Annotated in this window: 17 protein-coding genes; 12 read left to right on the plus strand and 5 right to left on the minus strand. The window is 68.0% G+C overall.

All coding sequences use genetic code 11. The features are described from left to right. Positions 1-236 precede the first annotated feature (236 nt). The gene (locus QZ951_RS17895) at positions 237-2,186 is read left to right on the plus strand and encodes a DEAD/DEAH box helicase (protein WP_293003056.1); all 1,950 of its coding nucleotides are present in this window, start codon (positions 237-239) and stop codon (positions 2,184-2,186) included. Between the two features lie 227 nt (positions 2,187-2,413). Beyond that, positions 2,414-2,851, plus strand: coding sequence for a glycine zipper domain-containing protein (locus tag QZ951_RS17900; protein ID WP_293003058.1), 438 nt, complete (start codon positions 2,414-2,416; stop codon positions 2,849-2,851). A gap of 120 nt (positions 2,852-2,971) precedes the next feature. Here the strand turns inward: QZ951_RS17900 and QZ951_RS17905 are convergent, their stop codons facing one another. Next, a complete protein-coding gene (locus QZ951_RS17905; RefSeq protein ID WP_293003060.1) occupies positions 2,972-4,669 on the minus strand; it encodes a choice-of-anchor I family protein in 1,698 nt (565 codons plus the stop codon). Positions 4,670-4,925: 256 nt separating this feature from the next. Between QZ951_RS17905 and QZ951_RS17910 the strand changes: the two genes are divergently transcribed. The 4 genes from QZ951_RS17910 to QZ951_RS17925 all read left to right on the plus strand — a co-directional run bounded on the left by QZ951_RS17910 (position 4,926) and on the right by QZ951_RS17925 (position 7,919). Beyond that, positions 4,926-5,468 carry a hypothetical protein gene (locus tag QZ951_RS17910; protein WP_293003062.1) on the plus strand — a complete coding sequence of 181 codons (543 nt, stop codon included), beginning with the start codon at positions 4,926-4,928 and terminating at the stop codon, positions 5,466-5,468. A gap of 215 nt (positions 5,469-5,683) precedes the next feature. Further along, entirely contained in the window at positions 5,684-6,088 is a 405-nt protein-coding gene (locus QZ951_RS17915; RefSeq protein WP_293003064.1) for a hypothetical protein, read from the plus strand. A 63-nt stretch (positions 6,089-6,151) separates the two neighbouring features. Continuing rightward, the gene (locus QZ951_RS17920) at positions 6,152-7,039 is read left to right on the plus strand and encodes a pirin family protein (RefSeq protein ID WP_293003067.1); all 888 of its coding nucleotides are present in this window, start codon (positions 6,152-6,154) and stop codon (positions 7,037-7,039) included. Positions 7,040-7,052: 13 nt separating this feature from the next. Next, entirely contained in the window at positions 7,053-7,919 is an 867-nt protein-coding gene (locus QZ951_RS17925; RefSeq protein ID WP_293003069.1) for a hypothetical protein, read from the plus strand. 22 nt (positions 7,920-7,941) lie between these two features. Here the strand turns inward: QZ951_RS17925 and purT are convergent, their stop codons facing one another. Then, on the minus strand, positions 7,942-9,138 hold the full coding sequence (gene purT, locus QZ951_RS17930; RefSeq protein WP_293003071.1) for a formate-dependent phosphoribosylglycinamide formyltransferase: 1,197 nt from the start codon (positions 9,136-9,138) through the stop codon (positions 7,942-7,944). Positions 9,139-9,234: 96 nt separating this feature from the next. Between purT and pyk the strand changes: the two genes are divergently transcribed. The 3 genes from pyk to QZ951_RS17945 all read left to right on the plus strand — a co-directional run bounded on the left by pyk (position 9,235) and on the right by QZ951_RS17945 (position 13,421). After that, a complete protein-coding gene (gene pyk, locus QZ951_RS17935; RefSeq protein WP_293003073.1) occupies positions 9,235-10,662 on the plus strand; it encodes a pyruvate kinase in 1,428 nt (475 codons plus the stop codon). A 213-nt stretch (positions 10,663-10,875) separates the two neighbouring features. Next, entirely contained in the window at positions 10,876-12,291 is a 1,416-nt protein-coding gene (locus QZ951_RS17940) for an MBOAT family O-acyltransferase (RefSeq protein WP_293003076.1), read from the plus strand. An 11-nt stretch (positions 12,292-12,302) separates the two neighbouring features. Further along, complete coding sequence (locus QZ951_RS17945) at positions 12,303-13,421, plus strand: hypothetical protein (RefSeq protein ID WP_293003078.1); 1,119 nt, start codon at positions 12,303-12,305, stop codon at positions 13,419-13,421. A 156-nt stretch (positions 13,422-13,577) separates the two neighbouring features. Here the strand turns inward: QZ951_RS17945 and QZ951_RS17950 are convergent, their stop codons facing one another. Next, entirely contained in the window at positions 13,578-14,936 is a 1,359-nt protein-coding gene (locus QZ951_RS17950; protein ID WP_293003080.1) for a S8 family peptidase, read from the minus strand. 390 nt (positions 14,937-15,326) lie between these two features. On the opposite strand from QZ951_RS17950, the gene QZ951_RS17955 reads away from it, so the two are divergent. Further along, on the plus strand, positions 15,327-16,082 hold the full coding sequence (locus QZ951_RS17955; protein ID WP_293003082.1) for a glycerophosphodiester phosphodiesterase family protein: 756 nt from the start codon (positions 15,327-15,329) through the stop codon (positions 16,080-16,082). 24 nt (positions 16,083-16,106) lie between these two features. Here QZ951_RS17955 and QZ951_RS17960 read toward each other — a convergent pair whose 3' ends face one another. After that, the gene (locus tag QZ951_RS17960; RefSeq protein WP_293003083.1) at positions 16,107-16,958 is read right to left on the minus strand and encodes a MerR family transcriptional regulator; all 852 of its coding nucleotides are present in this window, start codon (positions 16,956-16,958) and stop codon (positions 16,107-16,109) included. A gap of 121 nt (positions 16,959-17,079) precedes the next feature. Here QZ951_RS17960 and QZ951_RS17965 point away from each other — a divergent pair, with 121 nt between their 5' ends. Continuing rightward, positions 17,080-17,928, plus strand: coding sequence for a metal-dependent hydrolase (locus QZ951_RS17965; protein WP_293003085.1), 849 nt, complete (start codon positions 17,080-17,082; stop codon positions 17,926-17,928). A 196-nt stretch (positions 17,929-18,124) separates the two neighbouring features. Continuing rightward, a complete protein-coding gene (gene ppk1, locus QZ951_RS17970; RefSeq protein WP_293003087.1) occupies positions 18,125-20,257 on the plus strand; it encodes a polyphosphate kinase 1 in 2,133 nt (710 codons plus the stop codon). Between the two features lie 75 nt (positions 20,258-20,332). On the opposite strand, the gene QZ951_RS17975 is transcribed toward ppk1, so the two are convergent. After that, positions 20,333-21,304 carry a hypothetical protein gene (locus tag QZ951_RS17975; protein WP_293003089.1) on the minus strand — a complete coding sequence of 324 codons (972 nt, stop codon included), beginning with the start codon at positions 21,302-21,304 and terminating at the stop codon, positions 20,333-20,335. Positions 21,305-21,562: the final 258 nt, after the last annotated feature.

Raw genomic sequence — 21,562 nt, forward strand, 5'->3', positions numbered from 1 at the left:
GGGTCGCGATTGTACGGACTTCCCGATGACGGCTTTGCCGGCGGGCCTGCCATCGGACCGGTGGGCGGTGCCATCCGGGCGCGCAACGTGCCGAAAAAGCCGGCTAGCCGAAATGGTCCGGGCCACAAGCGAGTAAAATCGCGCGGCCATTCGAGTGCCGCAGTTTTTGTGGGCGTTCGTATCCCCATGAAAACCCCCTGGACGCTCGTGCCCGAGCGTTCCTATCAGGTCCCGACATGTCCGATTCCGCTGCAGAAACCTCCGTCACCTTCCGCGATCTGGCGTTGTCCGAGCACGTGCTCGAAGCGCTCGATGCCGTGGGCTACGAATCCCCGTCGCCGATCCAGGGCGCGACCATTCCGCATCTGCTGTCGGGCCGCGATGTCCTCGGCCAGGCCCAGACCGGCACCGGCAAGACCGCTGCGTTCGCGCTGCCGATCCTGTCGAAGCTCGATGCCGAGCAGCGCCTGCCGCAGGCGCTGGTGCTGGCGCCGACGCGCGAGCTGGCGATCCAGGTGGCCGAGGCGTTCCAGAAGTACGCCGCCAAGATTCCGGGCTTCCACGTGCTACCGATCTACGGCGGCCAGAGTTACGGCCCGCAGCTGTCGGCCTTGAAGCGCGGCGTTCATGTCGTCGTCGGCACGCCGGGCCGCGTGCTCGATCACATGAAGCGCGGCACGCTGGATCTGTCGCAGATCAAGTGTCTGGTGCTCGACGAAGCCGACGAGATGCTGCGCATGGGCTTCATCGAGGACGTCGAGTACGTGCTCAAGGAAACCCCGCCGCAGCGGCAGGTCGCGCTGTTCTCGGCAACCATGCCGGCGGTGATCCGCCGCATCGCCCAGACCTACCTGAAGGACCCGGCCGAAGTCACGATCAAGTCGAAGACGTCCACCGCGACCAACATCCGCCAGCGCTACTGGCTGGTGTCGGGCTACAACAAGCTCGACGCGCTGACCCGCATTCTCGAAGCCGAAAGCTTCGACGGCATGATCATCTTCGCCCGCACCAAGGCGGCGACCCAGGAACTGGCGGACAAGCTCGAAGCGCGCGGCTACAACGTCGCCGCGCTCAACGGCGACATGGAACAGCGCGCGCGCGAACTGACCGTGAACCGGCTCAAGGACGGCCGCCTCGACATCGTCGTCGCCACCGATGTCGCCGCCCGCGGTCTGGACGTCGAGCGCATCAGCCACGTCTTCAACTACGACATTCCGACCGACACCGAAAGCTACGTCCACCGCATCGGCCGCACCGGCCGCGCCGGGCGCTCGGGCGAAGCGATCCTGTTCGTGTCGCCGCGCGAGCGGCACATGCTGAAGCTGATCGAGCGCGCCACGCGCCAGCCGATCACGCCGATGGAACTGCCGTCGATCGAGGCGGTGAACACGCAGCGCATCGCGCGCTTCACGCAGAAGATCGCCGACGCGCTCGAAAGCGGCGGCCTCGATCCGTTCCGCCAGATCCTGACCGAGTTCGAGCGCGAGCGGAACGTCACCGCGCTCGACATCGCCGCAGCACTCGCCAAGCTGGTGCAGGGCGACGCCGACCTTCTGCTCGACGATGTGCCGGAGCCGCCGAAGGCGCGCGGCTACACGGTCGAATCCAGTGCCTCGGCGCCGCCGCGTCGCGAGTACGAGCGCCGCGAGCGCCCGGAACGCGGTGATCGACCGGAACGCACCGAGCAGAGCGGTTCATCGCTGCGCCCGCGGCCGGCCCGTCCGGATGCCCCGCCGCGCGCCGAGCGCCCGGAACGCATCGAACGGCCCGAACGCGCCAGCCGACCGGAGGCCGCCTCGTTCGAACGGCGTCCGCCGGCGACGGCCGATCGTGGCGACGACGCGCCGCGCCCGAAGCGCACGCCGCGCGAGGAAGCGGTGCCGATGGAAACCTTCCGCGTCGAGGTCGGCCACGCCCATGGCGTGAAGCCGGGCAACATCGTCGGTGCGATCGCCAACGAAGCCGGTGTCGAATCGAGCTTCATCGGCCGCATCGAGATCGAGAACGAGTACAGCCTCGTCGACCTGCCGGCCGGCATGCCGAAGGAAATCTTCCGCGACCTGCAGAAGGTCTGGGTCGTCGGCCGTCAGCTCAAGCTCAGCCGCCTGAACGCGCCGCCGGCGAAGACGCCGTACGAGGCTTCCGCCGGGCCGCGGCCGAAGCCGAAGAAGCCGCGTCCGGCCTGATCGAGCCGGCGCGTCGCGCCAAGCCCGGCCTGCCCCTGCGGCAGGCCGGGCTTTCTGCGTTCTGGGGCCGGTCAGCCGCAGGCCCGGTCAATGGCGAATCGACCGTTCGGCGGGATTTTCGCGAGCCGCGCGCAGTTCAGGATCGGTTCAGGGCCTCGCTCGCAATCTGTGCTCGCACGGTGCCAATCCGGCATCGCAACCGGTCCGAACGGACCCCGGAGTTCGACATGCTCAAGACCATGATTTCTGCCACGGTGCTGATGGCCAGCGCCATCGCCCTGCCAGCCATGGCGGGCAGCCGCGGTGACACGATCCTCGGCGCCGCCATTGGTGCCGCAGCCGGTGCCGCGGTCGGCGATTCGATTGGCGGCCGCGATGCCGCGGTGTTCGGTGGCGCCATCGGCGGCCTGGTTGGCGCCCAGATCGGCAGCAACAGCGGCAACCGCCGCGACTATCGCTACGACACGCGTCATGACGATCGCTACGACGGCCGTTACGGCGGCGGCTACGACCGTCGCGACAGCCGCTACGACGGCTACGGCCGCGGCTACACGACGCGCGAAGTCGAGTATCGCCGCGTCGAGTACCGTCGCCCGGCGCCGGGCTATGGCTACGATCGCCGTCATGACGATCGTCACCAGCACAACCGCTACTGCAACGACTGATCGTCGATGCCGCGGTGCGGCGCCGAGTCGCTGGCGATCGCTCGCGGCGACTGGAAACGAAAAAGCCCGGCCAGGTGCCGGGCTTTTTCTTGGGCCGCGCGGCCCTGATCCGTCAGGACCTCACTGGACGCTGATCTGGAAGATCGCCGTCGTGCCGCTGACTTCGTTGCCGATCACCAGCAGCGGCTGACGGGTCGGGCTGTCCTTGGCGCTGATGAAGGCGAGGCCTTCCGGGCCGCTGTCGGTCGGCGCGGTGCCGGTCGGGCTCAGCGTGAAGTCTCGGCTGTTGACGTAGTCGACGAAGCGGGCGTTGGCCGGTTGGGTCACGTCGTAGACCATCACGCCGCCGATGCGCTCGAGGCCGATGAACGCGAACGTGCGGCCCTCGATCGTGCCGACGACCACGCCTTCCGGTTCCGGACCCTTGTTGTCGCTGCGGTCGTCCCGGGTGTTGTTGTCATTGCTGGCGTTGAACACGTTCGGCAGGCGTTCGGCGGTGATCGTTTCGAAGTCCGAGCCGGAATCGAACACGCGGGTGCCGTCGGACGAGTAGATCGAGAACGAGCGGCTGCCGAGCACCTCGATCGCCGTCAGCTGGCCGGCGGCATTGCGCGCGGTGGTCGCCGCGGTGGCGGTCAGGCGGCCGAGGGCGGCGTTGGCGCGCAGCGTGGTGATGCCGGTGGTGCCGCCGAACACGGCCGGATCGAGGCCCGGCGACGTCGCCAGCGCCGACACGCGGCGCGTTTCCTCGCCCGGGATGAAGTCGTTGCGATCGTCGCCTTCGTTTGCGGCGATGTAGTAGGTCTGACGACCGACGCGGTAGCTGGCGATGCCGTCCGGCTGGAACAGGCCCTTGACCGGCCAGTTGCGGATGCTGATCGCGTTGTCGCGGTCGCTGGCGTCCAGCTCGTTGCCGGGCAGCGAGTGGTCGAGGCTGCCGAGCGGGATGATCCGGGTCAGCGCTGGCGCGTTCAGATTGCTCAGGTCGATCACGCCGATGGCGTTGTTCTCCTGCAGCGTGACCCACGCGGTCTTGCTGTCGGCATCCACCGCGATGTATTCCGGCTCCAGATCCTGCGCGACGGTCGCGCCCGGGCCGTAGATGCGCACGCCGCTGGCGCGCAGCGTGTCGATCTGGCTGTTCAGCGCACGGAAGTCGACGGTGCGGACCAGCGCATCCATGCTGACATTGCCGCCGAACAGGCAGCGCAGGATCGTCGCGACCGGGCGCTGGCCGGGCAGGCTGCGCAGGCAGTTGCTGGCGAAGCGCAGGTCGACGACGCTGACCGAGCCTTCCGGGTCGACCGAATCGGCGCGGCCGTAGCCATTCGATTCGCCCTCGTTCGCCACCAGCAGCGCCTTGCCATCCGGCGTGAACACGACGTTGTCCGGCAGTGCGCCGACCTGCACTTCGGCGAGGCGGGTCAGGGTGCGGGCATCGAAGAACACGACCTTGCCCGGATCGGTCTTGACCGCCGCGGCAAACGCGACCGCGACCAGACCGTCATGCACGGCGACCGAGTTGGCATCGCCGCCGGTTTCGACCAGCGTGCGGATCAGCGTGGGCTGCGCCGGATTGGCGAAGTCGAGCACGTCGACGCTCGACGCGGCGGCGTTGATCACGAACAGACGCTGGCTGCGGGCATCGTGCGCGACGATTTCGGCGGCGCTGGCGTTGCGCAGGGTCGAGTCGTAGCGGCCGAGCAGCGACAGCGAGATCGATACCGGTTCGGCATTGCGCGGCGGCAGTGCGGCCGCCAGCATCGGAGCCGCGCAGAACAGCGCGGCAGCAGTCATCGTCACGAGCTTCTGGATCATCGTTCGGGTCTCTTTACGTGGGGGCGGCAGCGGGCCAGCGTCGCGGACCGTATGACGGAAAGATGATCGGAAGATGACGAAACCATGCCGTTCGGCGCGCCGCCGGCGCTGCGCCGAAAACTTCATAGAACTGCCATGAATGTCAGACAAATCATTGACATGGCGCAGCCCGAACGCCGCGCTTGATGACGAATAACGAGCCCGGCCCGGCGTCGCGCGATGATGCTGCGCCCGCATTTGATCGACACTCCCGCGCATGCCGCTGAAAGTCCCGAAGAACCTGTTCGAAGCCGCGATCGGCAACGGCACCGTGCGCCGCTTCCGCGACTTCGCGCTGGTGGTGCTCGATGGCGAAGGCGCGCTGTGCGTGCCGAACGATGTCTGGCTGCCGGCCGCCTCGTGGGCGCTGTCGCGGGCACCCTCGGGCAATCGCCTGCGCGACCGCTTCCAGCTGCTGTCGCGGCTCGACATCCTCGTGACCCGGCGCGGCACGGCGGTGATCTCGACCACCGGCGCGCACCTGCGGCTGGCGCGGCTGCGCGACGTGATGAAGCGCGAAGGCCTCGACGTGCAGGAATGGAACTTCCCGCCGAAGTCCGTGCTCGACCAGGCGCTGAATCCGGAAGCGCCGCCGCGGGCCGAGGACGAGACCGCGGCCGCGCCGGAGGTCACCGGCGAGACGCTGCCGGAGTCCGATGCCGAGACGCATTCGGAGTCCGAGCCGGACCATGACGCGATCGCCGAGACCGATCCTGTGGACGACGGCGCCGACGCGGGCGCCAGCGACGCCGAGCGCTGATCGGCAGCGATCACGCGCAGCGGCGATAGACCGGGTCAATCCGGCTGCGGCCCGCGTCACGGTGCCGTGCCATTGGTCGGGCATCGGCTGCCACTGGGATGAAAACGGCTGCGCAAGCGTGCGCTGGCGCACCTACCGTTCCTCGCCCGCAGCCCGATGCTGCCGGTGCCGACCGCGCCCGGGCGCACTCGGCTTTTCCCGACCGGACGCTCGCCTTGAAAGTTACCCGCCACGCGCGTCACATCGCCTTCTTCCGCATGCTGCCGGCTTTGTCGATCGCGGTGCGCGGCGAGCTGCTGTCGTTCCACCGGCTGGAGCAGCAGTGGCGCTGGTACTGCGGCCTGCGTCGCGGCGATCTGGTGGCCACGCTCGATGAACTGCGCGAAGCCGGGGCGCTGGTGTCCGAGGCCAGCGGCGACGGGCTGCGCTTCTCGCTGACCGAGCGCGGCCGCAGCCTGATGCAGGAATGGCAGCGGCCGCTGGCCGGTTTCGACTGGAGCCGCCCGATCGGCAGTCTGCAGGAATGGCTGAACACGCGACGCGTGCTGACCAAGGCCCGTGACCGCACCTGGTTGCTGCCGCAGGCCGCCAAGCCGGATCGCCGACGCGTCAGCGACTGACCGCCGGCGAGCGGTCGCCCTATCATCGGCAGCTGTGCCGACAGCGGCGACCGGAGTGCCCGCATGACCCTCATCCTCGACCGCATCAGCGGCCGCGCCCGTGATCTCGGCGGCTTCTCGGTGAAGCGCGTGCTGCCGATCGCGCACCGCAAGCTGGTCGGCCCGTTCATCTTCTTCGACGAGATGGGCCCGGCGACGTTCGCCCCCGGCACCGGCATGGACGTGCGTCCGCATCCGCACATCGGTCTGGCCACCGTCACCTACCTGTTCGACGGCCGCATTCGCCATCGCGACAGCCTCGGCAACGATCTGAACATCACGCCGGGGGCGGTCAACTGGATGACCGCCGGCCGCGGCATCGTCCATTCCGAGCGCACCGATGCCGAAGACCGCGCGCGCGGCTTCTCGATGCACGGCATCCAGAGCTGGGTGGCGCTGCCGGCGGCCGACGAGGAAGTCGAACCCGCGTTCGTCCATCACCCGGCCGAGACGCTGCCGGTGTTCCGCGTCGGCGAGGTCGCGCTGAACCTGATCGCCGGCCATGCCTACGGGCACGTGTCGCCGGTCGCGGTGCGCTCGCCGACGTTCTACCTCGCCGCCGAATTCCCGGCCGGCGCCAGCTTGCCGATGCCCGACGAGCACGAGGAGCGCGGCGTCTATGTGGTCACTGGCGAAGTCGAGATCGACGGCGAGCGCTTCCCGCCGGGCGATCTCGCCGTGCTGCAGCCGGGCGCGGCGGTCGTCGTGCGTGCCGTGGTCGCGAGCCGCGTGATGCTGCTCGGCGGTGCCCGTCTGCCGGAACCGCGCGAGATCTGGTGGAACCTCGTGTCGACGCGCCCGGCGCGCATCGAACAGGCGCGGCAGGACTGGCTGGCTTATTGCGAGGGCGACCGCAGCCGCATGGGCCCGGTCCCGGGCGAGCACGAATTCATCCCGCTGCCGAAAGTCTGAGGAACGCGGTCCGATGTCCGATGGGGTGGCGGCTGCAGGGGCTCAAAACACGCTCGATTCCGAGTTCGACGGCTATGTCGGCATCGACTGGTCCGGCGCCGCGCAGGCGGGCTATGCCGGTGTCGCCGTTGCCCGCTGCGGGCCGGGTCGCCACGCGCCGCAACTGATCCGCGCGCCGGGCAAGACCTGGACGCGCAGCGCCGTGCTCGACTGGCTGCTGGCCGAACTGGCGCGGCCGCAGCGACTGCTGATCGGCTTCGACTTCGCGTTCGCGCTGCCCGGCGATGGTCGTCCGGCCCCGCAGCTGTGGGCCGAGGTCGAGACACGCTGCGCGGCCGATGGCGATCTGCTCGGTCGGGCCTATGCTGAGAACGATCGCCGCTTCTGGACCGCAGGCCCGCGTCCGGCCGGCTGGAACGAGACCCCGCGCGCCGCCGAAGCCGCCTGCCGCGCGGCCGATCTCGGCAATCCGCAGACGCCGTTCCAGCTGATCGGCGCGAAGCAGGTCGGCAAGGGCGCGCTGGCCGGCATGCGGCTGCTGCATCGGCTCGATCGCGATGCCCGGGATCGCGTCGCGATCTGGCCGTTCGACGGCGCCGCCGGACACGACCGGCGCTCGGTCGTCAGCGAAATCTACCCGCGCCTGTTCATCCGCCAGGGCGGGCTCGGCAACGCCAAGCTGCGCGATCTGGACGATCTGAACGCGGTGCTGAATCGCCTGAACAGCATCGGCATCACCCGAGGCGGCTTCGACGACCACGAAGCCGATGCGCTGGTTACCGCAGCCGGCTTGCGCGCCACCGCTGGTGACGCGGCGCTGTGGGCGGCCGGCACGGGCGAGCCCGAAGGCTGGATCTTCGGCGTGCCGAAGCCGGCGTGACCGGCGTCGGCGCGGCCGCGACTCAGCGCACCAGCTGGATTTTCGCTGCCGCGGCCCGTGCCTTGGCCCGCGCCGCGTCGACCGTCTCGTCCAGCGCCAGCATCACGCCCATGCGCCGGCGGCCGGAGATTTCCGGCTTGCCGAACAGGCGCAGCTGCGTGTCCGGCGTGGCCAGCGCCTCGGCCAGACCGGTGTAGCGCGGCGCCACGGTTTCGGCCTCGAACAGCAGCGCGCAGGATGCGGCAGCGCCGCGGCTGCGGATGTTCGGAATCGGCAGGCCGAGGATCGCGCGAGCGTGCAGCGAGAACTGCGGCAGGTCCTGCGAGATCAAGGTGACCAGGCCGGTGTCATGCGGGCGCGGCGACACCTCGCTGAAGATCACGTCATCGCCCTTCACGAACAGCTCGACGCCGAACAGGCCGCGGCCGCCGAGGTTGCTGGTGATCGCCTCGGCAATCGCTTCGGCCTTCTTCAGCGCGGTGTCCGACATCGGGTGCGGCTGCCAGGATTCGCGGTAGTCGCCGTCGATCTGCAGGTGACCGATCGGCGCGCAGTAGCGCGTCATGATCTGGCCGTCCGGGCCGAGGCAGCGCACGGTCAGCAGGGTGATCTCGTAATCGAACGGAACGAAGCCTTCGACGATCACGCGGCCGGCGCCGGCACGGCCGCCGGCCTGCGCGTAATCCCAAGCTTTCTGGACATCGGCCGGGGTCTTGATCGTGCTTTGGCCCTTTCCGGATGACGACATCAGCGGCTTCACCACGCACGGAATGCCGACTGCCTCGACCGCCGCCGCATAGTCCTCGAAGGTGTCGGCGAAGCGATACGGCGAGGTCGGCAGCTGCAGCGTTTCGGCCGCCAGCCGGCGGATGCCTTCGCGGTCCATGGTCAGGCGCGCGGCGCGAGCGGTCGGGATCACCGTCGCGCCTTCGGCTTCGAGTTCGAGCAGCGTCGCGGTGTGGATCGCCTCGATCTCCGGGACGATGAAGTGCGGCTGCTCCAGCGCGATCACGCGCCGCAGTTCGGCGCCATCGAGCATCCGGATCACGTGGCTGCGATGCGCCACCTGCATTGCCGGCGCGTCGGCGTAGCGATCCACCGCAATCGTCTCCACGCCGAGCCGCTGCAGCTCCAGCACGACTTCCTTTCCGAGTTCGCCGGCCCCGAGCAGCATCACGCGGGTGGCGTTGGCAGACAGCGGAGTGCCGAGGATGGTCATGAGTGCAATCGGGAGTGCATTTCGGGGGAAAGGGCGGAGAATAGTGTCACAGGCGCCGGGCAGACTGGCGCCACCACAACCTGTCCACACGCGCTCATGACCCGTCGTACCAAGATTCTCGCCACGCTCGGCCCGGCCACCGATGATCCCGCCGTGCTGAAGCGGCTGCTGATGGCGGGGGTCGACGTGGTTCGCCTCAATTATTCGCACGGCAAGGCCGCCGATCACGCGCGCCGTGCCGCCGCGGTGCGCGCCGTCGCGCACGAGCTGGGCTACGACATCGGCATCCTCGCCGACCTGCAGGGCCCGAAGATCCGGATCGAAAGCTTCGCCGACGGCCCGGTCGAACTGATCGAGGGCGCGGCGTTCGCGCTCGACACCGCGCATCCGTCCGACGCCGGCACCGTCGACATCGTCGGCTGCGCCTATCCGGAGCTGCCGAGCGACACCGCCGCCGGCGACATCCTGCTGCTGAACGATGGCGCGATCACCCTGCGCGTGACCGCCGTCACCGGCACCCGGATCGATACCGTCGTCGTGCTCGGCGGCACGCTGTCGAACCGCAAGGGCATCAACAAGCAGGGCGGCGGCCTGTCTGCGGCGGCACTGACCGACAAGGATCGCGAGGATCTGGTCCACGCGATCTCCATCGGCGCCGATTTCATCGCCGTGAGCTTCCCGCGCTCGGCGGCGGACATGGACGAGGCCCGCGCGCTGATGATCGCCGCCGGCGGCAGCGCCGCACTGGTCTCGAAGATCGAGCGGGCGGAAGCGCTGCCGAACCTCGACGAGATCATCGCGGCGAGCGATGTCGTGATGGTGGCGCGCGGCGATCTCGGCGTGGAGATCGGCGATGCCGAGCTGCCGGGCTGGCAGAAGAAGATCATCGCCGCGTCGCGCGAGGCCAATCGCATGGTGATCACGGCGACGCAGATGATGGAGTCGATGATCGTCAATCCGATCCCGACGCGTGCCGAGGTGCTCGATGTCGCCAATGCGGTGATGGACGGCACCGATGCCGTGATGCTGTCGGCCGAGACCGCGACCGGCCGCTGGCCGGTCAAGACCATCGAGGCGATGGCGAGAGTGTGCGTTGGCGCCGAGCGTTCGATGCCGCAGAAGGAACGCGCCCGGCGCACGCTCGGCCGGCACTTCGAGCGTGTCGACGAGGCGGTCGCGATGGCCACGACGTGGACCGCGCAGCACATGCACGCGAAGGCGATCGTCGCGCTGACCGAGTCCGGCTCGACGGCGCTGATGGTGTCGCGCACCGACACCACGATTCCGGTCTACGCGCTGACCCGTCACGAACGCACGCGCCGGAAAATGGCGCTGTGCCGCGGCGTCTACCCGGTGGCGTTCGATCCGAGCGTGTCCGACGCGATGCTGGCCGAGCGCGAGGCGATCGAAAGCCTGAAGTACCGCAAGGTGATCAATCCCGGCGACCGCGTGCTGCTGACCCGCGGCGACCTGACCGGCGCGCTCGGCGGCACCAACTCGATGAAGATCGTCACCGTCGTCTGAGGCGCGGCGTCGGCGTTCGGGCGTCATCCGGGCGGGTGACGCCGGCGCTGCGAGACGCCGGTCTCACGGCCGTTCCCGAAACCTGTGGGGCAAATGTAGGAGTGCCCGGCGCGCCGGTGTCCGCCTGCTACGGTTCTTGCGGGGGAACACACGGGAAGCGCGCCGAGCCTGGCGCGGGCGGTTCGGCAGGACGCCGATCACGGACGGGGCACCATGGTCTTCAACTCGCTGAGCTTCGTCGCGTTCTTCGCGATCGTGCTCGCGCTGCACGCGCTGCCGATCACCTGGACCGCGCGCAAGCGCAATCTGCTGGTCGCCAGCTATCTGTTCTACGCGGCGTGGAATCCGCCGTTCGTGATCCTGCTGTGGATCTCGACGGTCGTCGACTGGTACGCCGCGCAGAAGCTGGTGCGGGCCGAACGGCAGGCTGCGCGCCGCGCGTGGATGCTGCTGTCGGTGATCGCCAACCTCGGCATGCTCGGCTACTTCAAGTACGGCGGCTTCCTGCTCGACAACTTCGCGGCGTTGATGAACGTCGCCGGCGTCGCCTACCAAGCGCCGAAGCTCGACATCGTGCTGCCGGTCGGCATCTCGTTCTATACCTTCGCGACGATGTCCTACACGCTGGACATCTATCTGAAGCGCGCGAAGCCGGCCGACAACTTCCTCGACTACGCGCTGTTCGTCACCTTCTTTCCGCATCTCGTCGCCGGGCCGATCATGCGGCCGACCGAACTGGTGCCGCAGTTCGCGACCGAGCGCCGCGCCAGCGCCGACCAGTTGCGTTTCGGCCTCGCGCTGATGACGCTGGGGCTGTTCCAGAAGGTGGTGCTCGCCGACAGCTTCCTCGGCAAGACAGCGGAATCCGTGTTCGACGGCAAGACCGCACCCGGCGCCATCGACGCCTGGTTCGGCACGCTCGCGTTCAGTGGCCAGATCTTCTGCGACTTCGCCGGCTATTCGACCACCGCGATCGGCGCGGCGATGTGTCTCGGCTTCGCGATGCCGGACAACTTCCGCTTTCCGTACGCCGCGATCGGCTTCAGCGATTTCTGGCGGCGCTGGCACATCACGCTGTCGTCGTGGCTGCGCGACTACGTCTACATCCCGCTTGGCGGCAACCGCCATGGCGAACTGCGCACCTACCTGTCGCTGATGGGCACGATGCTGATCGGCGGCCTGTGGCACGGCGCGAACTGGACGTTCGTGGTCTGGGGCGGGCTGCACGGCGTCTATCTCGCGGTGGAGCGGATGCTGCGGAGCCGGTTCGCGCACTGTCGGCCGGGGCCGCTGGCGCTGTTCGGCTTCGCGATGCTCACCTGGACCCTGGTCAACATCACCTGGGTGTTCTTCCGCGCGAGCACCTTCGGCAAGGCCTGGGACGTGCTCGGCGGCATGTTCGGCGCCCATCCGGACGCCAAGCTGCTGCTCGGCACCTTCGATCTGCTGAGCGTCGGGGTGATCACCGCCGGCATCCTGTTCGCGCACTGGCAGCTGCGCGAACGCACGCTGGAAGCGCTCGTCGCACGCACGCCGCCGCTGCTGCTGGCCACGGTCTGGGGCCTGATGGCCTTCGCCATCGTCATTTCGCAGGGCACCGGCAGTGCCTTCATCTACTTCCAGTTCTAGAGGACCGCGCCATGTCCGCCCATCTGCCTGCCGGCCTGCGCCTGACCGCTTCCGATCGCCCCGGCGTCGCCCAGCCGGTGCCGGAGCGCGACATCCCGTCCCAGCCCTGGGGCCGCATCCTGATCGTCGCCGTGCTGCTCGCAGCGGTGCTGCTGGCGCTGTGGGAAGTGCGCTGGCGCGCGTACGGCAGCGAGCCCGCGTATCGCAACAGCGACGGCCTGTGGGCGATCCAGCGCCGCCGCATCGACGAGGGCGAGGGTGGCAAGACCGTCATCGTCGGCTCGTCGCGCATGCTGTTCGACGTCGATCTCGACACCTGGGAACGCCTGAGCGGCGAGCGCCCGATCCAGCTTGCGCTCGAAGGCACATCGGCGGCGTTCGCGCTCGACGATCTGGCCGACGATCCTCAATTCACCGGCAAGCTGATCATCGGCGTGGCGCCGGAACTGTTCTTCACCGGCTTCGGCTATCGCCGCAGCGCGTTCACGCATTACCACCACGAAGGACCGGGCCAGCGCATCGGCCAGTGGCTGTCGATGACCCTGATCGAGCCGCTGTTCGGTTTTTACGACGAAGACTTCGCGCTCGGCACCGTGCTGCGCCGGCAGGACTGGCCGCTGCGCCCGGGCGACAAGGCGCATCGCGACGTGCGCAAGCTCTCCGTCAGCGAGGCCGACCGCAACACGCGGATGTGGCGCAAGGTCGAGACCGATCCGGAATACCGCGAGCTTGCGCGCCAGATCTGGGCCCAGAAATTCGGCCCGCCGGAGCCGGCAATGGTCGCGCGGCTCAAGGATGCGCTGCCGAAGGAGCTCGCACGCGTGGCCAAGGCCGTGGCCAAGCTGCGCGCGCGCGGCGTCGAGATGGTGTTCGTGCGGGCGCCAAGCGTCGATCAGTATCTGGACTTCGAGCATCGCGCGTTCCCGCGCGAAACCACGTGGGCACCGCTGCTGGCGATGACCGGCGTCCGCGGCATCCACTTCGAGGACGAGCCGACGCTGCAGGGCTACGAGCTGCCGGAGTGGTCGCACCTGGCCGCGCACGAACGGCCGCGGTTCACCGAGGCGCTGTATCGGTTGATGCACCTACCCGCTGCGTCGCCGCCACCGGCTTCGTCGCCGAACGCCTGACACGTCGAGATCGGCCGGCGGCTGGGCGTCGGCCCATCCCGCCGATCCGGACGAAAAAACCGGGTGTCTCGCGACACCCGGTTCGGCGTTGACCTGAGGCCCGAGCGAACAGCGCCTGCTTCGCTCGGTGCCGCGCGGATCAGAGACCGTGTTGCCTCAGAATCCGCTGGCGTTCAGTCGACCGTTGGTCAGCACGCGACCCTGCAACGACGGCGTCGGCACGGCCGAAGCCAGAATCGCGGCCTTGATCTGCGCTGCCGTGGCACCCGGATGCGACGACGCATACAGCGCCGCCGAGCCGCAGACATGCGGGGTGGCCATCAACGTGCCGTTGTACGAGGCATAGCCGGAGATCACACGGCCTCGGCTCGACAGCGGCACGGTCGAGTTGATCGCCACGCCAGGCGCGCCGATGTCGACGGTGGTGGCGCCGTAGTTCGAGAAGCTGGCCAAAGCGCCGGTGGAGCTGATTGCCGCGACGCCGATGATGTTGTCGCTGTCGTAGCCGCTCGGATAGCTCGCGTTCACGTCATTGTTGTTCGACTCGTTGCCTGCGGCGGCCACGAACAGGATGTTGGCGTTGCCCGCGCGGTCGATCGCGTCCTTCAGACCCTGCGAGAAGCCGCCGCCGCCCCAGGAATTGTTGCTGGCCACGATGTTCAGACCGTGCCGCACCTTCAGGTCGGTCAGATAGTCGACGGCGCGGATGGCGTTGGCGGTGGTGCCGCCGTTGCGACCGAGGAACTTGGCCGAGATCAGCTGCGCCTGCCAGCAGACGCCGGCCACGCCGATGCCGTTGCCGCCGCGACCGGCAGCAGTACCGGAAACGTGCGTGCCGTGGTCGTCGGTGGTGCCGTCGAAGGTCGAATTGTCGTTGTTGGCGAAGTCGTAGCCGCGGATGTCGTCTACGTAGCCGTTGCCGTCGTCGTCGCGGCCATTGACCGGATCGAACGGATTGGACCACGAATTCGCGGCGAGGTCTTCGTGGGCATCCATCAGGCCTTCGTCGATGATGCCGATGAACGGCCGGCTGCCGCAGATGTTGCCGCGCGCCCAGGCTTCACCTGCCTGACTGCCAAAGGCGTTGGCTGGCGTCGTGGCATCGCCGTACATGCCGAACAGCTGGTTGCTGGTGTAGAACGGGTCGTTCGAGACCGCCGCATGGCGATAGATCCAGTTCGGCTCGGCGAATTCGATATCGCGGCTGGCCGACAGCACTTCCACGGCCCGGGTCAGCGTCACCGCCAGCGGCAGGCGGACCACATGCAGATCGCCCTTGCCTTCTGCGGCTACCGCGCCGCGGACCTTGCTCAGCAACTGCCCGCCGATGGCGGCGAGTGCCGACTTCCGGGCATTTTCCGATGCCTCCGGGCGGAACTCGACAAGCATTTCGCCGGCCACGAATTCGCGACCGCCGGCGATCCCCGACAGCACTTCGGACGGCCGACCACCGGCCTGCGCGGCCAGCCCTGCTGCCATCAATGTCAAACCGAGGAAACCTTGGGAAGCCTTCATGAGTGCCTGCTCCTGTGGATTGGGACGTCGGACGGGACTGAAGATTGCGAATCGATGTCATCGAAATGACATATGCGGACACTCGGGTGTAGCAAAGAATGACCGGCAGATCAATTCCTACATGCCAAAAAGCAATAGGCAAATGTCCCGAGTGCTGCAATCATGCGTCGCCAACTGCGATTTCTACTTTTGTCGATGAGTTATCGACAAAGAAATTACAGTCGACGGGTCGGCATCTTCAGGTTCACCGGTCGATCGGGAGTGCGTCGGTTGCGAGGCGTCCTTGACGCATCGGGCGCCCCGGCGAATCGAGGGCCGCGCCCCGCACTCAGATGACATCGCGGACAATGGGCGAGCTGCAGTTCACGTCGGCACGGGGCAAACGGAACGATGAACCATCAACCTCGAACCAAGGATCGCGCCGAAGGCTCAGGGCGTCCGGCGTCATTCACCGTCATCGGCCACCGCGGTGCGCGCGGCCACGCGCCGGAAAACACCCTGCTGGCGATGGACACGGCGATCCGCATGGGCGCGCCGTGGATCGAGTTCGACGTGCAGCTCCACGAATCCGGCGCGCTGCTGGTGTTCCATGACCTGACCCTCGATCGGACGACCGATGGCCACGGCCTGCTCGCCGAGCAGCCGCTCGGGATGCTGCGGGCGCTCGATGCCGGGCAGGGGCAGGAGATTCCGACCTTGGAAGAAGTGCTCGATCTGGTCGAGCAGCAGGTGGGCGTCAACATCGAGCTGAAGACCGCCGGCGGCACCGGTGAAGCGGTGGCCGGTGTCATCCGCAACTATCTGAATGCCGGCTGGCCGCCGGAGAAGTTTCTGGTGTCGTCGTTCCACCTGCCGGAACTGTGGGAGTTCAAGCAGCTGGCGCCGGAAATCCCGATCGGCGCGCTGATCTGCGGCGTGCCGCTGGATTGGGCTGCCTGCGCCGTCGAGCTCGGGGCGTCGGTGCTGAGCCTGTCGTCGGAGTTCGTCGATCCGCGGCTGATCGAGGATGCGCATCAGCACGGCATTCAGGTCTACGTCTACACGGTCAACGATCCGAACGAGCTGCGCGCGCTGCGCCGGCTCGGCGTCGATGGCGTGTTCAGCGATTTCCCCGACATCGCGCTGAAGGTCGCCGCCGAAGGCTGAGCCTCGGGGCGACCACGCCGGCGCTCAGGCGTCGTCGTCGTCCGTGCCGTTCTGGGCCGCGCGGGCGCGCTCGAACTGTTCGAGCACATGGCTCAGGCGATCGCCCAGATGCTGGGTCGCCGCGCGCTGCATCGCCCGCGCCACTTCGGCGTGCACCGCCATCTCCACCAGCGGCCGCAGGCGCCAGATCAGATCGCCGATCTGGGCCGATTCCTCCGGCGGCGGCAGGCCGTCGCCGTACTTGTCGAGCAGGTACTTGTCGATCAGCTGGACCATCGCTTCGGCGGCGAACTCGACATTCGCGCGCAGTTGCCCGACCACGCCGAGCATGTCGGCCAGCGGGATGCCGATCTTCACCAGCTCGGCGGCGGCGTGGACCATCTTCGGGCTCGGCGCCCGGAATCTGGCGCCTTCCTGCTGCAGGATCTCGAGATCGACCACCATCGCCAGCACCTTCGGATCGAAGTTGCCGGCAAACAGCTTGACCAGATCGGGCAGGGTGAACCAGGTCGGCTGCTCGTCGGTCCACGGGCTGGCCACGGCCGATTCGATGCCGATCACCTGCGCCAGGTTCTGGCCCTGATCGAGCGCTTCGATCAGCTCGCCGATGCTCGACAGCGTATAGCCGCGCGCCAGCAGCGTGCCGACGATGCGCAGGCGCGACAGATGCTCGCCGTTGTAGATGCCGGTGCGGCCGCGCCGCTCGGGCGGCGGAATGATGCCGCGATCCTGATACGCGCGGACGTTCCGCACCGTGGTCTGCGCCTGCCGGGCGAGTTCATCGATCGTGTATTCGGCCGCCGGCGAGGTCGGCGCGGCCGTGCGCGCCCGCTCAGGCGGCGAAAACGGCGACAGTCGGCCCAGGATGCTTTTCATGTGGCCGAATCATACCTTTCGAGCGGCGCGACCTGACAGCAAGGCGACTGGCACGTTTACTCTTGAACTGTGACATTGAGCGATGGCATAGTGCCATCAGACTTCTACAGGAACCTTCGCCATGATGCCGACCCGCCGCGATCTCAAGTTCGATCACTCGAAGACCGACCTCAAGAACTGGCACGCCCGGGGCCCGCTGATCGGGCACTACATGAATGCGCTGTCGATCTTCTTCCCGGAAGGCGAGCGCTTCTTCATCCACAGCCTGCGCCTGTACCGCGACCAGATCACCGATCCGGAGCTGAAGAAGGCGGTCACCGCGTTCATCGGCCAGGAAGCGATGCACGGCCGCGAGCACGAGGAATACAACGAACTGCTGGCCGCGCAGGGTCTCCCGGCGGCCGAACTGGGCGAGGTGGTCAACACCATCCTCGCGCAACTGAAGAAGCTGCCGAAGGCGATGCAGCTGTCGATCACCATCGCGCTCGAGCATTTCACTGCGATCTACGGCGACCATCTGCTGCGTCATCCGGAGCTGACCGAAGGCTCGGATCCGGAAATGGTCGCGATGTGGAACTGGCACGCGCTCGAGGAAACCGAGCACAAGGGTGTGGCCTACGACGTCTACACCAAGGTCATGGGCAAGACGCTGTCGTCGTACGCGCTGCGCACGTCGACCCTGATCGGCGTCACCGCGCTGTTCCTCGGCCTGATCGCCGCGTTCCATGTCCGCATCGCGATGGCCGACAAGGCCGCGAAGAAGGGCGTGCGCGAATGGGCCGGCTACGCCTGGTTCCTGTTCGGGCCGGTCGGCGGTCTGCGCAAGATCGCGCTGCCGTGGCTCGACTACTTCAAGCCGGGCTTCCACCCGTGGGATCACGACAACCGCGAGTTCCTGTCGCGGATCGACGAGATCGTCGCTCGCCACGCGGTGCCGGCGTCCAAGCCGACCCTCGCCAGCGCGGCCTGATCGTCCACGCGGCTCGTTCCGCAAGGCCCCGGTGCCGCGCCCGCGCGCGGCGCCGGGGTCGATTGTCGGCGGCCGCCGCGTGTCGCGGGGCTCGTCCGGCAGCCGGGGCTTGCGGGTAATCTGTCCGGGGTCCGTCACGCGATCGTCATTGCCGACGATTTAACTGACGCCGCACATTGATCACCCTGCGAGTTCCATGTCTGCTCCCGCCGCATCGACGCTGTTCATCAACCGCGAGCTGTCGCTGCTCGAATTCAACAAGCGAGTGCTGGAGCAGGCCGCCGATACCCGCGTGCCGCTGCTGGAACGACTGAAGTTCCTGTGCATCTCGTGCTCGAATCTCGATGAATTCTTCGAGATTCGCGTGGCCGGTCTGAAGCAGATGACCAAGATCGGCGTGACGTCGGTCGGCCCCGATGGCACCACGCCGACCGAACTGCTGGCCCAAGTGCTCGACGTTGCCCATCGGCTGGTGGCCGATCAGTACCGCATGCTGAACGAAGTGATGATTCCGGCGCTCGACGCCGAGAACATCCGCTTCGTGCGCCGCACGCACTGGACGCCGGAGCAGGACGCCTGGCTGCGCCAGTACTTCGAGAACGAGCTGTTGCCGGTGCTGTCGCCGATCGGGCTCGATCCGGCGCATCCGTTCCCGCGGATCATGAACAAGTCGCTGAACTTCATCGTCAGCCTGTCCGGCCGCGATGCCTTCGGCCGCAACATCGGCTACGCCATCGTGCAGGCACCGCGGGCGCTGCCGCGACTGATCCGCCTGCCGAAGTCGGTGGCCGGCCCGAACGATTTCGTGTTCCTGTCGAGCGTCATCCACGCCTATGTCGACCAGCTGTTCCTCGGCATGGAAGCGAACGGCTGCTACCAGTTCCGCGTGACCCGCAATTCCGACCTGCTGGTCGACGAGGCGGAAGCCGAGGACCTGCTCGAAGCGCTGGAAGACGAACTCGAACAGCGCCAGTGGGGCGACACGGTGCGGCTGGAAGTCGCGCACAACTGCCCGGACCACCTGACCCAGTATCTCGCCGAAGAACTGAGCCTCGGCGCGGCCGACATCTTCCGCTGCAACGGGCCGGTGAACCTGATGCGGCTGATGGCGATTCCGGATCTGGTCGACCGGCCGGACCTGAAGGATCTGCCGTTCACCCCGCGCATTCCGAAGGCGCTGTCGGGCGACCTGTTCGCCGCGATGCGCGAGCGCGACCATCTGCTGCAGCATCCGTACGACTCGTTCGCGCCGGTGCTGGAACTGCTGCGCCAGGCGGCGAAGGACCCGAACGTGCTGGCGATCAAGCAGACGCTGTACCGCACGGGCGCCAAGAGCCCGGTTGCCGAGGCGCTGGTGCAGGCCGCCCGCGCCGGCAAGGAAGTGACGGTGGTGGTCGAGCTGCGCGCGCGCTTCGACGAGGCCGACAACATCAGCCTGGCCGAAGCGCTGCAGGATGTCGGCGCGCATGTGGTCTACGGCGTGGTCGGCTACAAGACCCACGCCAAGATGATGCTGATCGTCCGGCGCGAGGAGGGCGGGCTCAAGCACTACGCCCATCTCGGCACCGGCAACTACCATCCGAAGACCGCGCGGATGTACACCGACTACGGCCTGATGACCGCCGATCCGGCGATCTGCAAGGACGTGCACAACGTCTTCCTGCAGCTGACCAGCCTCGGCCGCGTGCCGAAGCTGACGCAGTTGCTGCAGTCGCCATTCACGCTGGCGGCCGGCATTCGCGACAAGATCGCCAACGAGGCCGCCAACGCCGCCAAGGGCCGACGCGGCCGGATCGTCGCCAAGATGAATTCTCTGGTCGAGCCGGAAACGATCCAGGCGCTGTACGCGGCCTCGAACGCCGGCGTGCAGATCGACCTGATCGTGCGCGGCATGTGCAGCCTGCGGCCCGGTGTTCCGGGCCTCAGCGAGAACATTCGCGTGCGCTCGACCATCGGCCGCTTCCTCGAACATCCGCGGGCGTTCTGGTTCCACAACGGCGGTGACGACGAGGTCTGGCTGTCGAGTGCCGACTGGATGGAGCGCAACCTGTTCCGCCGGGTCGAAGTGGCGTTCCCGCTGCGCGACAAGGCCTTGCGCGAACGGGTGATGGAACAGCTCGATGCCTATGTCGCCGACACCGCGCAGAGCTGGCTGATGCAGGCCGACGGCAGCTACCGCCATGCCGACACCAGCCCGGAGACCGTCGGCATCCAGCAGCGGCTGCTCGAGGAGATCACCGGCACGCCGGCTCCGGTGGCGCCGTCACCGGCGGAGCCGGTGCTGCTGCTGAAGAGCAAGGCCAGACGCAAGACGCCAAAGGCCGCCTGAGCGGCCTGTCGCGTCGGTTTCAGCGCAAAAGCCGGCCGGGCATCGCGCCCGACCGGGCTTTCGCGGCGCCGGCTGTCAGTACGACGGCACGCCGACCTGCCGCGCCAGCAGGATGTGCTCGCGCGTCTGGGCGATGCCCGGATCGTCGATCGCGAGCTTGTCGCTGATCTCGAACAGCGGCTGCACGGTCGGGGCGCGGCAGGCTTCTGGCGAGGCGCGGTCGGCGATCAGCTCGACGTCGTTGCCATCGCCGCCGCGGTAGCTGATCGACAGGCCGACGCCGTCGGCCGAGCACGCCGCCAGCGCGCCTTCCGGCAGGCCGTTGAACTGGCCGCTGCTGCTGCGCGTCGAGTTGACGATCGTGAAGCGGTCGCCTGCGGCCGGGCGGAAGCCGTAGTGCAGGTTCAGCCAGAGATTGCCGGCGACCGTCGTCGTTTCCGCGGTGGCGGTCGAATAGGTGCCGTAGCCGTTGGTCACCTGCAGCCGGCCGGCGGCGTCGCGGGCCACGCTGGACGGGGTCCGTCCGCCGAGGCCGAAGACGCTGGTGAAGCTGCTCTGCAGCACCACGATGCGTTTGGACTTCGGCGTCGGGTTCAGCCAGACGCCGCCGTGATAGTTGCGCCGGTCGCCGGCGCGGCCCGGCAGAACCTCGATATCGCCACCGATCCAGGCACTGCCGCGCAGCACGATGCGGGCGGTCGAGGCCAGCGTGCTGGTGTCGCTGGTTTCGAGCACCGCGCCGGGCCGGGCTTCCAGCGCTGCAATGATGATCACGCGGACATCGTGGGCGCGCGCCGGGGCGCCGCCGCTCAGGGCGGGATCGATCACCACGTCATCGTTGCCATCGAGCACGACGCAGTCGTTCGGGCCCGGCACGCGGCCGGTGCTCCAGTTCGCCGGGTTGAACCAGTTGCGGTCGGTGCCGCTGAAGTGGACTTCGCGCGGGACCGACGTGACCGGCGTCTTGGCGGCAAAGGCCGGCGGGCCGTAGCTGGCGGCGGCGGACAGGGCGAGGACGGCGGCAATCGGCTTGAGAACGGTGTTCATGACGAGGCTCCTGAATCGGGATGTGGCGGCAAGGGTCGGGCTGGGTGCGGGTCGAAGCGGCTTGCTTCGATGAACCCAGTTTCGGCGCCGCCTGTTTCCCGGCTCGTTCAGCCGGCTGACACTTGATGTCCGCCCGATGTCGGGGGTAATGGCGATGGCGCGGGCGACGGCGGCACCACACCGGTGCTGCCGCAGGCCTGCCCTACAATCGCGCACACGCCGTCTTCGCCACGGCCCACCACCATCGAACGCGCGCCG

Source organism: Nevskia sp., from assembly GCF_021732705.1.
GTDB lineage: Bacteria > Pseudomonadota > Gammaproteobacteria > Nevskiales > Nevskiaceae > Nevskia.